At 37.7% G+C, this 17208-nt stretch carries 14 protein-coding genes; 13 read left to right on the plus strand and 1 reads right to left on the minus strand.

The window, feature by feature from the left end; translation table 11 throughout:
• The first annotated feature begins 314 nt into the window (after positions 1-314).
• From HZI73_RS01945 to HZI73_RS02005, 13 genes are all read left to right on the plus strand, one after another.
• The gene (locus tag HZI73_RS01945; protein WP_212696584.1) at positions 315-1739 is read left to right on the plus strand and encodes a stalk domain-containing protein; all 1425 of its coding nucleotides are present in this window, start codon (positions 315-317) and stop codon (positions 1737-1739) included.
• 103 nt (positions 1740-1842) lie between these two features.
• On the plus strand, positions 1843-3783 hold the full coding sequence (locus tag HZI73_RS01950; protein WP_212696585.1) for an alkyl/aryl-sulfatase: 1941 nt from the start codon (positions 1843-1845) through the stop codon (positions 3781-3783).
• A gap of 200 nt (positions 3784-3983) precedes the next feature.
• On the plus strand, positions 3984-4202 hold the full coding sequence (locus tag HZI73_RS01955) for a hypothetical protein (protein WP_212696586.1): 219 nt from the start codon (positions 3984-3986) through the stop codon (positions 4200-4202).
• A 532-nt stretch (positions 4203-4734) separates the two neighbouring features.
• Positions 4735-5424 carry a response regulator transcription factor gene (locus tag HZI73_RS01960; RefSeq protein WP_212696587.1) on the plus strand — a complete coding sequence of 230 codons (690 nt, stop codon included), beginning with the start codon at positions 4735-4737 and terminating at the stop codon, positions 5422-5424.
• Entirely contained in the window at positions 5399-6448 is a 1050-nt protein-coding gene (locus tag HZI73_RS01965; RefSeq protein ID WP_212696588.1) for a sensor histidine kinase, read from the plus strand. Before HZI73_RS01960 ends, HZI73_RS01965 begins: the two co-directional genes overlap by 26 nt.
• Before the next feature lie 455 nt (positions 6449-6903).
• Complete coding sequence (locus HZI73_RS01970; protein WP_212696589.1) at positions 6904-7659, plus strand: ABC transporter ATP-binding protein; 756 nt, start codon at positions 6904-6906, stop codon at positions 7657-7659.
• Complete coding sequence (locus HZI73_RS01975) at positions 7656-9608, plus strand: FtsX-like permease family protein (protein WP_212696590.1); 1953 nt, start codon at positions 7656-7658, stop codon at positions 9606-9608. The genes HZI73_RS01970 and HZI73_RS01975 overlap by 4 nt, the downstream gene beginning before the upstream one ends.
• 628 nt (positions 9609-10236) lie before the next feature.
• Positions 10237-11277: a glycosyltransferase family protein gene (locus HZI73_RS01980; protein ID WP_212696591.1), complete on the plus strand. Its 1041-nt coding sequence runs from the start codon at positions 10237-10239 to the stop codon at positions 11275-11277.
• Positions 11278-11337: 60 nt separating this feature from the next.
• Complete coding sequence (locus HZI73_RS01985; protein ID WP_212696592.1) at positions 11338-12096, plus strand: NAD(P)-dependent oxidoreductase; 759 nt, start codon at positions 11338-11340, stop codon at positions 12094-12096.
• Positions 12096-13232 carry an NAD(P)-binding protein gene (locus HZI73_RS01990; protein WP_212696593.1) on the plus strand — a complete coding sequence of 379 codons (1137 nt, stop codon included), beginning with the start codon at positions 12096-12098 and terminating at the stop codon, positions 13230-13232. Before HZI73_RS01985 ends, HZI73_RS01990 begins: the two co-directional genes overlap by 1 nt.
• Positions 13229-14107 carry a glycosyltransferase family protein gene (locus HZI73_RS01995; RefSeq protein ID WP_212696594.1) on the plus strand — a complete coding sequence of 293 codons (879 nt, stop codon included), beginning with the start codon at positions 13229-13231 and terminating at the stop codon, positions 14105-14107. The genes HZI73_RS01990 and HZI73_RS01995 overlap by 4 nt, the downstream gene beginning before the upstream one ends.
• 50 nt (positions 14108-14157) lie before the next feature.
• Positions 14158-15084, plus strand: coding sequence for a GNAT family N-acetyltransferase (locus HZI73_RS02000; RefSeq protein ID WP_212696595.1), 927 nt, complete (start codon positions 14158-14160; stop codon positions 15082-15084).
• 71 nt (positions 15085-15155) lie between these two features.
• Positions 15156-15953 (plus strand): GNAT family N-acetyltransferase, encoded by a 798-nt coding sequence (locus HZI73_RS02005; RefSeq protein ID WP_212696596.1) that lies wholly within the window; start codon positions 15156-15158, stop codon positions 15951-15953.
• 114 nt (positions 15954-16067) lie between these two features.
• On the opposite strand, the gene HZI73_RS02010 is transcribed toward HZI73_RS02005, so the two are convergent.
• On the minus strand, positions 16068-17120 hold the full coding sequence (locus tag HZI73_RS02010) for a pyruvate kinase (RefSeq protein WP_212696597.1): 1053 nt from the start codon (positions 17118-17120) through the stop codon (positions 16068-16070).
• Positions 17121-17208 lie beyond the last annotated feature (88 nt).

A 17208-nucleotide genomic window follows, 5' to 3' on the forward strand; every position in this document is an offset into this window, starting at 1 on the left:
TCTTAAAAAATCAATAGGATTTTGACGACCATTCAAACTGTCTCAATAAGCATAAGAATGGTCTTTTTTTGATGTTTTTTAATCTGAAATATGACAAGAAATATTAAGTCTGTGTAACAATTAATTAATACTTTTGTAATATATTACTTGCATACATCAACGGTTTTGTGTATAATAAGAATTGTGGAGCAGTAAAACATGTTTGAAACATTAATATTTGTTTAATATTTGTGTAATAACTTGTTAAGTTGCTTCAAGGGCTAAATGTTACTCGTAAACCAAGCAAGAGGGAAGTAGAAAGGGGCCGATAAATAATGACAAAAAAACTAGTAGGATTACTACTAGTTGTTGTAATGGCTTTTAGCTTATTTGGGACAACGATAAGTGCACAGGCAACGGGACAAAATTGTGGATACACACAAGAAAGGGCGACTGGACCTAAAGTTTATATGAACGGTAATAAAGTATTATTTAATAAAGACTTAGGGTATCCTTACATAGATCGCTCTAATCGAACACAAATTCCATTCAGAGCTTTTTCAGAAGCATGTCAATTTCAAGTTGGTTGGGATGGTGAGACAAGAACAGGTTATGCGAAAAAGGGTGACATGACGGTAACAATTCCAGTGGATAAGAACTATATTACTGTGAATGGCAAAGTCGTTAATAGTGATACACAGAATGTTATTATTAATGGACGGGTTCATTTACCATTGCGCATTGTGTTGGAAGCTTTTGGTTATAACGTTAAATGGGATGGTGACAATGGATGTATCTACATTCAGCCAGGTGATGATCAGCAACAACCAGAAGAACCAACAGAACCAGAACCTGTGGATCCGGGTGATAACAATGAACAACCAGTAGAGCAGCCTACAGAACCAGGTGACAATGGTAATGAACAACCTCAAGAACCCGCAGAACCTGTAGAGTTTAGTAAAGAAGCGTTAAGGGGCATCCATATTGGAGATGACGTTTCAAAAGTAACAGATAAATTAGGGCAACCTAAGCGTACAGATGTAAGTGGTCATGGCTTTAAGTGGTATATTTATAATCAAGCATATGAGCAATATTTACAAATAGGTATCAAAGACAATAAAGTTGTTGCGCTTTATACCAATGCTTCTTATTGGAAATTGACCGAAACAGTTCGATATGGGGCATCGACTGACACGGTTAAGAAGGATTTTGGAGCCAAGAATGATTATGGTAACCAGTTAAAGACAACAGCTGGTGATATGGACTATACGTTCTATGTGGACCAGTATGACAATAACAAAGTAGTTGCAGTTCTTATGATGGACAAGGGTGTAAAAAGTAAAGGTTATTATGTGCAAAGTAGTGCAGAACTACGTACCAGCTATGAAAATGAAGTATTCGATCTTACAAATGTAGAGCGTGTAAATAAAGGATTAAAACCATACAAATGGCGTGATGATTTAGCTAAAGTGGCAAGGGATCATAGCAAAGATATGATTGCTAATGATTATTTCTCTCATACCAATAAGCAAGGACAAGCACCATGGGATAGAGCGAAACAAGCTGGCATTAGTTATTCCTATTTTAGTGAGAACATTGCATATGGTCAGAAAGATGCCATGCATGTTGTTAACGGATGGATGAATTCATCAGGTCATAGAAGAAGTATATTAAGTACAGATTGTACAGGCTTAGGTGTTGGTGTATGGTTTAAAAGTGACAATACACCCTATTACACACAAAACTTCATTAAGGATTAGAAGGTTAGGCAAGTAACAGGATATGTAATGATTTAATCAATAGGTATACTTTTTAGAGTGGCTCAATAAACTTTTATAGAATAAAGATGAAACAGGTGAAGTTGTGATAAAGAAACGTCTTCTTAACCTTATTCGTAAGCGAGCAACTCCAAAAACAAGTAGGATTAACCAACAGTCATTTAAGGCCATGAATATGAGTAAATTGGCTGTTGAGGAACAATTAGCAGTGCGTCATATGATTAAAAGGACAATACCATTTATACGTAATAAGACAATACCCATACCTGCATGGAATCTAAGACCTTATGAATTTTTATTTGAGAATAATGGTGCTGATTCCGTTAACCCGAAGTTATGGCAACAAGGTAGAATGAATGCTTTAGCAGGACTTTTTCAAGTGACTGAGCAGATTTATCAAATAAGGGGATATGATCTTGCTAACATGAATTTGATTAAGGGACATACAGGATGGATTGTCATCGGGTGTTTATCATCTGAAGAAACAGCAAGGGCAGCTATTCAATTTGCAAAAGAGCAAATAAAAGATTTCAGCATAAGTGCTGTCATCATAACCCATTCCCATGCAGATCACTACGGTGGTGTACTGGGTGTTCTAGATGAGGCTGATTCAAAGGCGTTGTATGTATATGTGCCACAGGGTTTTATGCACGCTGTCATCGAAGAGAATGTTTACGCAGGGATTGCCATGTCAAGACGAGGGTTATACATGTATGGCGAGATATTACCCCGAGACCCAAGAGGACAAATCGATTGTGGTATTGGGAAATATGTCTCATTAGGCAACCAGACATTAACCAATCGTCTCATACACATTGACAATAAAAATCCAAAACTATCCTATACCCAGAAAACCATTGATGGTATACCCATGCAATTTCAGTTAACGCCAGATACAGAGGCGCCAGCAGAAATGAACATTTATTTTCCTCAGCAAAAAACCTTGTGTATGGCAGAGAATTGTAGTGTCACCATGCACAATATCTATACGTTAAGAGGCGCAAAAATACGTAATCCAGTAGCGTGGGCTTATTATATCCAAGAAGCCATTGATGCATTTGGCAAAGATTTAGCATATATCTTTCAAGTGCATAATTGGCCCAGAATAGGCCATGATGACTGTATTGACTTCATGGAAAAACAACGGGACCTGTACCAATACCTGAATGACCAAACGTTACGATTACTGAATAAAGGTTATACCATTGATAATATTGGTAAGGTACTTACCTTACCAGATAGTTTGGGCGATGAGTGGTTTAACAGTCAGTTTTACGGAACAGTCAATACCAATGCCAAAGGCATTTACCAGAGGTATATTGGTTGGTATAGTGGTAATCCAGTTGATTTAAATCCTTTGACACCTGAAGAAGCAGGTCGTAAATACCTGGAATACATGGGTGGTGAAGAACGTATGTTAGAAAAAGCCACTGAAGATTTTAAAAAAGGCGAATACCAATGGGTAGCACAAGCCATGAAACACATTATCTACCACAACCCAGATAATAAAAAAGCAAAAGAACTATGTGCTGATGCTCTAGAACAGCTGGGATACATTGCTGAGTCAGGTGCATGGCGTAATGAATACTTGATGGGTGCCTTTGAACTGCGGTTTGGTGCCATTAAAATGCTTGGTTCCACCATAACAGATGATGTTCTTAATGCACTGCCACTGCAAAACGTTTTATATTTAATGAGTATCAGAATAGATGGTGTTAGAGCTGGTGATTATAATTTTACATTAGGGTTTCACATAAAAGATACAGAACAGACTGCATATACAGAGCTAAAGCGGGGAATCTTTAGGTATCTGGGTGCTGATGCGTTGTATGAACCGGATGTAATGCTCTTGATGACACGAAAAGAACTATATACCTTATCCACAACGAACAAAGTGCCTAAAACCATTGTGGTATTAGGTGATTTGAAGAAATGGGATGCGTTCTTAGATGTTTTAGAGGATATTAATCCTAGTTTCAATATCATGACACCATTAGAACAAGAAACAAGAATCAATAAGGTTTAATCTGCTATAGTTATAAATAATTAATAATAGGTATGTATAAGAAGATATTGCTCATACTATAATAAGATGAATAATACAGTGATGACAAGGTTCATGACGGATTATTCACTTAAACTAGGGGTATAGTAGGAGCATGCTGTAAGGGAAAATGAAACACAAGTAATGAAGAAGTAACAAAAATAACTTTCGAGGTGAGTGTAATGAAAAATAAAAGTTTTAAAGCAATTCTAGCTGTATTTGGCTTATGTTTACTATTAATGGTAGGATGTCAAGGTGATGAACCAAATCCAGAGAATCCAACCACACCGTCACAAACGGGTGGGGGTACCAGTGAGATGGTTCCAGAAGATACGGACAATGTTGATGATGTAGACAATGCTGATGGCAGTGTGGATAATGCTGAGGGTAATGTAGAGTAAGATGTTTGAAATTAGAGACTAAGGGGCTGAGGCTTCTTAGTCTCTTTTTATGTCTTATAGAAATTTTTTTTAACTTAGCCTTTCAATTATATATGAGTGAAGGTTTTTTTATTAAATAACTTGCTTTGCAAGATATCATGTAGCGGCTTTGTAGGTAAGGTAAGTGGGGGGAACAGCCAACGGGAGTTATGTGATACCCTATCGTGTGTTCATGCACTTTCGTTGCATTTGTTGCTTTTATCTGTTGGAGGAGAGTGGCAACAAGCTGCAAAAGTCCTTTATGAACACACGATAGGGTATTGAAGTGGGTGCCACTTTTTAGTGAGTAAAACAGTTTATTAAGTAAGAGGAGTGGAGGATTTGTGTGGGTGGGGGGATGTGTGTGGATGGGTGAATAAATTTAGGAATAGATAGGTGAGGGGGATATTTGTTTGAAAGATGTTTCGTGTTGTTTATGTGTTAGGTGGTGTAGTATAATAGAGGGAATGAATGATGATGTTAGGACGTTGAAGGAGCAGAAGGGGTGTTTGGGTTGTATAAGATCTATTTAGTGGAAGATGATAGAGGTTTGAGGGATCATATGAAGGCTTATTTGGAGAAGTTTGATTATGAGGTTTATGTGGTGGAAGACTATAAGCGGGTTGACGAGGAGTTTGATGTCATTAAGCCGGATTTGGTTTTGTTGGATATCCATCTGCCTTATTATGATGGATTTTATTATTGTCGGGCTATTCGGAAGAAGTCTAAGGTTCCTATTATGTTTGTGTCTGCGACGACAGAGGATATACAGCAGATTAGGGCCATTGAATTGGGTGGGGATGATTATATAACGAAGCCTTTTAGTTTGCAGTTATTGTTGACGAAGATTAATGCTTTTTTGAGAAGAGTTTATGGGGAGTATGGTGATGTTGGACGTGATGTAATGGGGGTTAAGGGTCTTACACTGGATGAACGTAGTTTTAAGATGAACTATCATGGGCAGGTTTATGAGCTCAGTAAGAATGAATTTACATTACTTAAGATGCTCATGGTACATGTGGATCATGTGGTGTCCAGAGAGGATTTATTGACGGTACTATGGGATGAGGATGCTTTTGTGGATGATAATACGTTGACGGTTAACGTGACACGGGTTAAGAATAGATTAAAGGAAGCAGGGCTTTTGGATGTGGTTAAAACAAAAAGAGGTGTGGGATATGTTTTTGAAAGCGGTGCCTTATAAAGAACTTTTGGTACGATTTATAAAGGACCAAACCAGTGTGATAGGTGTATTTTTTATCAATACGGCTTTGATTATTATGTTTTATTTTTTTTCAACCGACGGTCAAGTATCCATAGCTTATCCTATAATCCTATCCCTATTTACCTTCGTATGCTATGGCATATGGGTAGGTTTTCGTTATGTCCAATTTCATCAAAAAATCCAAGATGCCAAAGTTGATCCCCATTATGATGTGTCAGCAGATACATATGAGCACCAGGAAATGCTAAAAGCCCTTCGTCAGTTGCATAAACACTACATGGAAAGGCTTAGTACCCTTCAAGAGGAAAATACAGTCAATAACCGATTTCTCTATCAATGGATTCATGAAACCAAAACACCTGTCTCTGTTATCCATCTTATTCTTCAAAAATTGGACGAAAGGTTTCCAGATGACCAGGTATTCATCCATGACATACGCCAAGAAAACAATAAAATCCTTGATAACTTGGATAAAGCCCTTAACATGGTTCGTTTAAAAGAATTTGCCAAGGACTATCAACCCGAACCCGTCTCCCTATCTAAGCTCCTAAAAGATGTCATCAATAATCATAAAAAACAATTCATCTATCATAATGTATTCCCTGTAATTGAAGGCAACCCAGATAATAGCTGTATTCTATCCGATAAAAAATGGTACCGCTTCATGCTTGAACAGCTTATCTCCAACGGTATCAAATACAGTACAACCAAAAACCAAAGCAAAAATCTCTACTTTAACATAAAACAGGACCACACCCACACCTACCTCTACGTAAAAGACGAAGGAATAGGTATCCCCCCATACGACTTACCACGCATATACCAGCCCTTCTTCACCGGAGAAAACGGCAGACACCATAAAAATGCCACCGGTATGGGACTCTATCTCTGCCATATGATCGCCAACAAGCTAAATCACCAACTTACCATCCAATCAACCCAAGGAAAAGGCACCACCGTAGAAATCAAATGTCTAACCAAAAATAACGAAAACACACTTTAAAACAATTTGGTTATCTATAGCCCTACAATTTGCCCATTCCCTTGACATAACCCATCCTAAAATTACAAAAACTATCAACGCCATTAGCAACAACATACGCAGAATATGAAGCCCCTATCCAAAAATATACCCACCACACCAGTAAGTTAAGGACTTAATACAACGTCAACATCACAAGAAGATACCATAGGGTGTGCGTCAAGCGAACCACGGACGGTGAGCGCAGGCACTCTAAACACGGACGTTTAGGTGCCTGAAAAGCACACCCTATGGTATCTTCCAACAACCCCTAGCCCCAAATATTAAGTCCTTAACTTACGGAAACATCCCATAAGCCCAACCCTTTCAAAACTGTAAGCTTTCTGTAAGCCTATTCAATGGCGCAATCACCCCCCAACCCCTATACTATACATACAACAAGCCCAAGGCTTACAACCCAAGACAGGAGGCAACACATGAAAACCGTATTAGATACAAAAAGCATCACAAAAATATATGGCAACAAAGACACTAAAACACATGCCTTATGTGGTATTGATCTTACAGTAATGGAAGGCGAATTCGTAGGTATCATGGGACCTTCAGGAAGTGGCAAAACAACCCTACTCAATATCCTGGGTGGCATCGACAAACCCTCATCCGGCACCATCAAAATCATGAACAACAACATGGAAAGCTTACAAAAAGACCAACTGGCGTTATTCCGAAGACAAAACATCGGTTTTATCTTCCAAGAATTCAACCTACTGGACAGTCTAACCTTAAGAGAAAATATCATGCTTCCCATGATTCTCGACAAAAGACAAACCAAAGAAATGGAAGCAAGAGCTCAGGACATCATGCATTTTTTTGATATCTACGACATCAAAGACAAATACCCCTATCATGTGTCAGGGGGACAGAAGCAAAGAGCAGCAGCTAGTAGAGCCTTAATAAATGAACCAAGTATTGTACTTGCTGATGAACCCACAGGCAACTTAGACTCCAAATCTTCTAATAACATGATGCAAACCTTAGTTAAGATGAACAAAGAAAGGAACAGTACCATTCTAATGGTGACTCACGATCCCTTTGCAGCCAGTTTTTGCCATCGGATTATTTTTATCAAAGACGGTTCCATTGAAATGGAAATTGTCAAAAAAGGGGAACGCCAAGAATTCTTCGATCAGATTTTGGACTGTGAAGCTATTTTGGGAGGTGATCGTCGATGACCTTCAGGGATATTGTCATCAAGAATTTTAAATACAACTTTAGACAGTATATTGCTTACTTTTTATGCAGCTCTTTTAATGTACTGGTTTTAACCATGTATGCTACATTTTATTATAACGATAGTATTGTAAAAAACACGGAGGGAACAGTTATCGAAATAACCCTGAGACTGTGTTTATTTGCTCTGGTGATTTTCTGCTTTATGTTTATCAGCTATGTGAATGGTTCTTTTATGCGGGGGAGAAATGCAGAATTTGGCCTCTTTCTTACCCTTGGGATGCGTAAGAAAGATATTGAAAAGACCATACGTGTTGAAAATGTGATGATCAGCACTGGTTCATTTATTGTTGGTATTGTAGCCGGTAGTGTGTTATCTAGGTTATTCTTTATGGCAGGCGTCAGTATACTTGAATTTGATGGCATGACTTTTATGCTCAATCCAAAAGCATATGGTTTAACGTTCTTGTTGTTTATGGTGATTAACAGTTTTATGTACATTAAACGTAAGTTTTATATGCGACAATTGGCATTAACAGAATTAATGAAAGATACTAGGCGGTCACAGCAGGGTAAATCCTCATGGGTAATTGGACTCCTAGGGCTTGTCATGGTTGGTGGTGCTTATGGTTACATCCATTATGCCATACAAGTTGGTTTAAAAGGCAATGACACGGTGATATTAGTCCTTGTATTGTTTAGTGTTGGCTTGTATCTGGTTATCAGTCATTTTGGTGCGCTTATGATTAAAAGCAGTAAAAAAAGATACTACAAACACATCATCGGTCTATCTACGATTAATTATCGTTTTATCGGATATCGTAAAATTTTATTTAGTGTGACCATACTAAGTTGCACTGTTGTTTTTTTTGTAGGCGTTATCTACAGCGTCTATGTAATAAGTAGAGATATGACCAGCAAATATACCCCTTATGATGTGGTGTATATGGAAATGGCAGATAGAGACAATTTATCAAGAAAAAAATTATATGAAATTATCGACCAAGAATCTGCCAATATGACAGAAGCGAAAACATTGGATTTTATACAAAGTACGTTACACTATCCCCATAGAGGCGAAATAATAGCATCAAGAGAGTCCTTTGTGTCAGAATCAGCCATTAAAGACCACCTCCATCAAGAATTAACCGATATTAAGGCGGGCCAAGTTGTATCTATTCGATCAAGGGATGAAGAGGTATGGGGTAAATCTGGGGAGATTCTCAAGATAAAAGAAGGAAATAACCCTGAATTCACGTATACCGTTCGTGAAGAAATCTATGAAGTTGTGGGTAATGAAAGCTTTAGTCGTTTGTTTAGAAATCAGACTCTTATTGTATTAGATGATGATGATTATACCACCGTTATGCATACGTATGGTTTGGCACCATCAACATTGCATATGTTTAATTTTAAGGATGACCCAACAACGGAAAAAGTCCTTAGACATATTATTCGAGCACAATATGGCGAAGAAAAAGCAAATGAGCGGATTTTTAGATATCGCTATGAAAAATATTTCCATGTGTCTTCTAATCTTGTAGAAATGAAGGCAGGTATAGCGGTATTTGGCTTTACCTTATTCATAACAGGATTAATAGGTATTTTATTCTTTATATCAAGTGGTGTTATGTTATATTTTAAAGTTTATACCAGTATGGAAGAGGCAAAAGTTAAATATGCCATGCTTTATAAAACAGGTATTATGGTAAAAGAAATAAAACAAGCAATCGCTGATGAAATAAAACCAGTCTTTTTTATACCCGTTATACTAGGTGGGCTGGCAGGATTAGGGTTTATAGCCCTATTGTATAGACGTACGGGCATATATGATAAACTACTGATGAATACAGCTTATCTTGTATTGATTTATACCCTTTTTACAGGTATCTTTTACATCATAACCAAGCGTAAATATACGCGTACCATATTAGCGCATTTGAAAATATAACCTTACCCCATCAAAAGATGCCGTATCATGAAAGTAACAATTCTAACCAACAAACTTTCATGATACGGTATCCCATCATTTTTTTATACCTTGACAGTCCCCATGGGCTATACTATAATGAAATTAAATAATAGGAGAAGAGGTTGTGCAATGTCTAAACACTTAACTAAATAATCAAATTGAATAAGAAGTGAAGAGATAGTAAGAGCAGGTCAGAGATGGCTTTGTTTGTGGTACTCTTTGCGATGATTTAGTTAAGAACACAAGTTTAGTATGCATATGGAGAACGTTTATACATCATGCTTGTAGGCATGTTTTTTTGTACCCTTCTATAGGGTATGTAAATCATGCTGACATGAGAAATAGTAGGTAAGGTGACTTATAAGTGGTTGATAGATTCTTTTTGAAGCAATAAAAAAGAAGGAAAAGTCGTCTTTAGGTGTAAATGTATGAGCCTACATAGAATCGCGTATACGACAGAAGCTATAAATGACAACTGTGTTCATTTATAGCTTTTTTATACCTTATATTAGGATAAGCATAAAAACAGAATAAGATGGTCTTATTAAATTTGAGCAAGTATATTTCTTCACGAAGAACATGTATATAAAAAAAGAGGTGAAGAATATTGAAAACGATGGATAGTAAGCCCCTTGTGATGACAAGGGAAGATGGCAGCCGCAGGTATGCTTTTGTGACATTTCTTATGATGAATGATCACTTTCTTCCAGGTATTCTCATGCAGGGTAATCAACTGCGACAAGGTCATTACCATGCAGATTTGGTATGCTTAGTCACTGAAAATATATCGGAACAAGCTAAGGCACTTATTGCTAACATTTATGATTATGTAGTAAATGTAAAAGAAGTTTTTATACATCACAAGAGACGCCAGAAAAGACAAGATCGTCCCTTTTTATTCACCAGATTTCACGCCTTAAGATTAGGTGAGGACGGCGACTTAGGGTTTCAATATGACAAAGTTGTGGTGTTGGATGCAGATGTATTGCCTCGAAAACATTATGACCAATTATTTCGACTGGATACACCTGCTGGTACATGCAATGAGATGAAACGATATACCATGGAGTATGGTGAGGATGGACAGTACATCATTCCAGAAGATGTGGAAAAGACGAAGAAGTGGATATGGCATCGCACCTATGACCCTATCTGTCCTCATGGTGCATTAGTGCCTGAAGAAATCTGCCATCGGGTTATCCAGAATCCCAATAACATGGGTATTAACAGTTCTTTATGGGTGTTGTCCCCTAATATGAAAGACTATGAAGATGTGATGGAGGATGTAAAACGGGATGACGTAAGAGAACTGATTGGTGATGTATTTAATTGGCCGGAAATGCAGTATGCCACCGTTCACTGGGCTGGCAGATGGCACAACATAGATTTAATTTTTAACGGGTTTGGCGGTTATCCCACTATTGATTTACTTTATGGGCTGCATTATGCAGGATTTAAGCCATGGAACTTTAAAGATAGAAAGAAGATTAACCGTCTAGGTCATCGAAAAGATTTTATATATTGGTATAAAACTTTTGTTAAAATGATGCAAGTCGATTATCCTCAGTTCATGAAAAGTCGAAAGCTAAGAAGATTGTTGGGGAATATCTTAGATATGTTTGGTGATGCCATAGAAGACCAGGATTAAGCAAGGTCTTTAAAGGGTACCATCAATGACAGATTAAGAATAGTGATGAGGTGTCAAACAATGAAAACAGCATTAATTGGTTATACAGGTCTAGTTGGGAGCCATCTGAATAGACAGCTTGTATGCCATGGGAAGTATAACCGGAAAAACATAGAAGAAATAAGGGGTAAGCAATATGATTTGATTATTTGTGCAGGCATGTATGGTACCAAATGGTATGCCAATAAGTTCCCAGAGGAAGACTTGGAAGCCATCTATCAACTTATAAACAGTTTAAAAGGGGTCAACTGTGGATATCTTGTTTTAATGTCAACCGTAGATGTGTATAAGTATCCCGTTGCTGTTGATGAAGACACAACCGTGGATACAGATGGGTTGCATTCATATGGAAAACACCGCTATATGGTTGAAACATTCGTAAGGGAACATTTTGAACAGCATTTGATTGTGCGCTTACCAGCCCTATTTGGTCAGGGGCTGAAGAAGAACTTTTTATACGATTTAATCCATGACCAGTGTTTGCATTGGACCCATAAGGACAGCCAATATCAATATTATAACTTGGCTTATCTATGGCAGGATGTTCAGAGAGCCATGAAGGCGGGGATAAGCTTATTGCATGTAAACTCTGAGCCTATAACAGCCCGTGAATTAGCTCAGGTGTGCTTTCAGAAGGACTTTCTTAATGAAACAGATGCAAAGCCCATGCTCTATGATGTACGTTCACGCTATGTAAAACATGATGGGCATTCACCATATATGTATTCAAAGAACCATGTGATGGCAGACATTAAAAGATTTATAAAAGAGATAGGGTGATGGGTATGGTGATTGAAGCGGATTACATTGTATTAGGGGCAGGTATGTATGGCTTATATGCCAGTCAGTTATTGGTCCAAAATGGGTATAAGACTGTGGTACTGGAATACGATGAGGATAGTTTTAGTCGAGCGTCCTATATCAACCAAGCAAGGGTACATCGAGGTTATCATTATCCCAGAAGTTATGCTACAGCCATGAAATCAGCGTCCTATTTTAGACGATTTTATGAAGATTTTCATTTTGCTATATCCAGCAAGTTAACGAAGATCTATGGTATTGCTCAGCATTACTCCATGACAAACAGCAAACAGTTTAAAAGTTTTTGTGAGAAGGCTGGTATTCCTTGTAGAGAAGTGGCTACACAAACGTATTACAAACCACATTTAGTGGAACAGGCATTCTTAACAGAAGAATATGTACTGGATGCCAAGTGTATCAAAGATTATTTCCATGAAAAACTTAGAGAAACGAAGCGATGTTCCATCCATTATCAAGTGGGCTTGAAGGACGTGACGATTAAGGGAAAGAAGTATCATATAAAAACAGATGATGGGCATGTGTTTATTGCACCTCAGGTCATCAATACAACCTATGCCAGCGTCAATCAGGTGTTAAAGAAATTTCATGTGGACCCTTTTCCTATTCGCTATGAAATGAGTGAAATCATCCTGTGTCAAGTAAAAAATCTGTACAAAGATCTAGGGTTGACCCTTATGGATGGACCGTTTTTCTCCATTATGCCGTTTGGATTTTCAGGGTATCATTCTCTAACTTCTGTGACTTTTACGCATCATAAGGCTTGTTATGAAGCCTTACCAACGTTTCAATGTCAACAGCATAATCCATTATGTACTATGGAGCAATTAGCCAATTGTAATACATGTTCAGCAAGGCCTAAGTCTTTTTATAACAGTATGAAGCAAATGGCCAATAAATTTCTGGCAATGGATATGGGTATTCAGTACAAGACATCCTTGTTTGCCATAAAACCGCTCTTAGAGACATCCAAGATGGATGATGCTAGACCAACCATCATTAAGATAGATGGGGATCAGCAAAGAGGTCCTACATTAATGACCGTATTATCCGGTAAAATCAATACAGTTTATGATTTGAAGAAGGTGATTGAATGAAAGAACAAGGGTATTTTTCAGTGGTGATGTATAAGGATTGTGAGATACAGTGCTTTTTACAGCAACTCTATGATGTGGCTCATGCTATGGGCGACTTTGTGGAGAACTATGAAATCATCGTAATACTAGGCGAGAGACTTGATGAAACGTCTAATGAGTTACTACAAGAAGCCAAAAGGATGATTAATGGGCATGTTATTTTGGTCACATTAAGTCAGTGTCAAAACAAGGCATGTGGCATCATGGCAGGTATGGATCTATCCATTGGCGATTATATTTATGAAATAGAGACCCATGTTAACGGGGATACATGTCAGTATATGCACAAGATGTATAACAATTTAATCGAAGAACATAACGATATGGTATTCCTACGCCCTCACAAAAAGGGTATACTTAATGGTATAGTTAATAAGATTTTTGAACAAAGGGGTAAGGCATCCATTGTTTTAGGTGGCAATATCATGCGGTTAGTGACAAGAAGGAGCCTTAACCGGATGGAACATCAGCGAGAAGAGGAAAACACAAGGAATCTTATGTACCAGCTTTGCGGATTACATGTAAAGCATATGCATGTTAAGCAGCAGAATAAGGTAAAGCATGGTCAGTTCCTTAAGGAAGTAGGTTATTTCTTGCGTGCTAAGAAAATAGGAAGCAAATGTGCTTACATCCTATCGGGTATTTACTTAATGATTTTTCTGGGCTTTATGTTCATAGACAATTTGGATAAAACTTATGTGGTGCCACTTTTCTTATTAAGTTTTTCCATTTTACTTATACTACTAGGTATGCTTATGAATCACCTTTTATTGCTATATCGGGAGACCAAGAACACGGTATCCTATACGGTTTTAGAAGTTAGGCGATTAAAATAAACCCTTTGTTTAATAGGGTAACATTTACAAAATATAGAGGAGGACTTTTTATGACACCAATTAAAAGAGCATATAAGGAAACTGATTTTATCAAGATAAGGGATTTCTTACAAAAAACCTATTCTCAATCATCGGACCATTACAATTGGTTTATTGAACGATGGAATTTCTGCCGCTATTTTGTGCAACCCATGTTTGGTACAGTTTCAGCATGGTCCCAGAAAGTAGGTTTATGGGTAGATGAAGAGGATAACATTCTATCTGTCGTTCACTCAGAAGGCGAGAATAAAGGAGAGGCCTTCATACAGCTTTGCTCAAGGGTCTACTCCCATGAATGTCTCAAGGACATGATTGATTACGCTGAAAGTACGCTGGCATATGAAAAGGAGAATGAGCGACATATCTATTTAAGAGTGAATCCTGAACGAACGCAAATAAAAGAGCTATTGAAGAACAGACAGTATACTGTAGAATCTTGGGCAGAAGATAAGGCTGTGATGGGTTTGGATGACAATTTCTTAGTCCAATTACCTGAAGGGTTTTATATAAGTGATGGGCATAGGGTGGATCATCATAAAAAAGGATTAGCCCATAGTCGTGCTTTTGGGCACAGCAATTCAAAAACGCCAGAAGGTTATAAGAAGAGTGTAGCTGGCTATAAAACCATGCCACATGCACCAGACTACCAACCAGCATTAGACCTATACGTACTGGACCCTCATGGTGACGTTGCATCTTTTGCCACAATTTGGTACGATGCAACCAATCGTATGGGTATTCTAGAACCTGTTGGTACCATACCGAAATATCGACGAAAAGGTCTTGGGAAAGCCGTCATTTATGAAGGTATTAACCGGATTAAAGCCCTAGGTGCCCAGAAGATGTATGTGGGTTCTTCTCAAGACTTTTATCTGTCCATTGGCTTTTCCATAGCATTTAGAGATGACGTGTGGCATAAGAAATGGGTCATATCATAGAATCTAATGATAGATAGTTAAGCCGAAGGTAGTCTATGGTGTATTAAGAACATAATGAAAGGGTGTAGAATATGGGTGATATGATAGCGTTAAAAAAAGACAGTATAGAAATCATAAAACATTTTTTTGATGGTGCAGAGGACACATTAGTTTATGCTTATCTGGATGGGCAGATGGGGCAGGCTTGGGTGGATCAATTAGAAAACCCCACATGTGCCATGATTATCGTAGGCAATTATGTTTTTTATGGTGGCGATTATACCAGTGAAGCTGCTAAAGCCCTTGTGGGATATATACCTAAGTCCTACAAAGATGCCTATATTAATGCCATGCCAGATGATACAGGATGGGGTGCACTTATTGAAGAAGCTTATAAAGGGCGATACAGACGTTATGAGCGTTATACAACGGTAAAAGATATGCATGCCTTTGACAAAGAGCAATTACAGCATTATATCATGCAACTACCTGCTGAGTATACGATTAAACCATTTGATGAAGCATTGTACCAGAAGGCCATGACCAAGGAATGGTCCATGTGTTTTGGCTTAAACTATGCCTCAGCTGAAGATTTTTTGGATAGAGGTATCGGGTTTGGCGTGGTCTATAAAGGGAATCTAGTATGTGGAGCATCATCTTATTCTGTATATGATGGTGGTATTGAGGTACAGATTACAACCAAGGAAGAGCACCGACGTAAAGGTCTTGCTATAGCATGTGCATCTGCCCTTATTCTGGCATGTATCCAACAGCAAAAATACCCTCATTGGGATGCTGCCCACAAGGGTTCATTGGAGCTTGCAGAAAAGTTAGGGTATCGTTTTAAAGAAGCCTATCATGCTTATTCCTTACGTCTAAAGGAGGCCTAACCCTTAAAATACCTTATAAGACCATTAATGAATAGTAACCTTGTAAGAAAATACATGAGTCATCATCAAAGAAGGTGATGGCTCATGACATTAACCAGGCCTATTAAAGGAATTTCATGAACAATCATAGACTAATAGACCTTTTGCAAACTTTATATACATGTCTTCAATGAGATGAAGAGCTTGTTCAAAATTTTGGCTGGATACAAGATTACCATTAAGAATGATACCAGAAACATTTTCAGCAATAATACGCCCTAAATCAATCACATCACTTCGTGATGGAAAGGCCAATTTACAATAGGAACTAAGAATATCTGTAGCCACATAGATGTCTTTGTTTCTTAGGCGTGTTTCTCGAATGACTTTACTCTGATTATAATAGAAATCACTTAGAGGACTGTTAAAGGCAAGATCCCCCCGAGCAAGCATGATGCCATGGGAGTGATCTATAATGTCATCAAGATGCAATAAGCCTTTCGTGGTCTCAATTTTACTGATGATCTTATAGGAACTGTAGGTGAGTTCTTTCTTTAAAGCAAGGATATCTTTGGGATTTTCAACAAAAGATAAGGCAATTTCTTCAGGCTGTGCATCATCCACAAGGGACATGACCATACCATGTGTATCATGGTCCTTAATAAAAGTACCACATTTTATGGCTGCATTTGCTTTGATTTTAATGTTCATTAGTGGTATAACCGATACTTTATCTTGACTGATACACGATACAACACGGAACATAACATCGCCATCACGGTAATACAGCAATTGACCTTCTGTAAAAAGCGGACGTAAGTCATGGGCATTGATACGTAACGTGTTATAAGCTTCTTGTCCACTGTATTGGGTACTGATGAAAAAAATTACTTCATCTTTACTGAATTTTCGTTTCTTCTCATCTGCTGGCAACTGAAACCTTACACCGGTTCCAGGATAGCCTAGATCAACCATAATGCGAATGTCTCCATACAAAGATTTCATTTTTTTAATAACGATAAACGTATCCTCAATGGTTTGCTTGTTGCTTAATTTACCAAGATTGAATCGATATCGTCGAATGCCTAAAGCATATAATTCATCCACTTTATTCAGGAGTTTCGTCATATCTTTATCCTCATCATATTTTCGTAAAGTGACAATTACTTTTTCGCTAATCCAGATCATATAAGGCCCCCCATAATATGCGCTAATAGCCAATCTCCGAATCATCATTCATAAATAAAATTACTTATTATATTACATATAATATGAG

This window comes from Vallitalea pronyensis, from assembly GCF_018141445.1.
GTDB lineage: Bacteria > Bacillota > Clostridia > Lachnospirales > Vallitaleaceae > Vallitalea > Vallitalea pronyensis.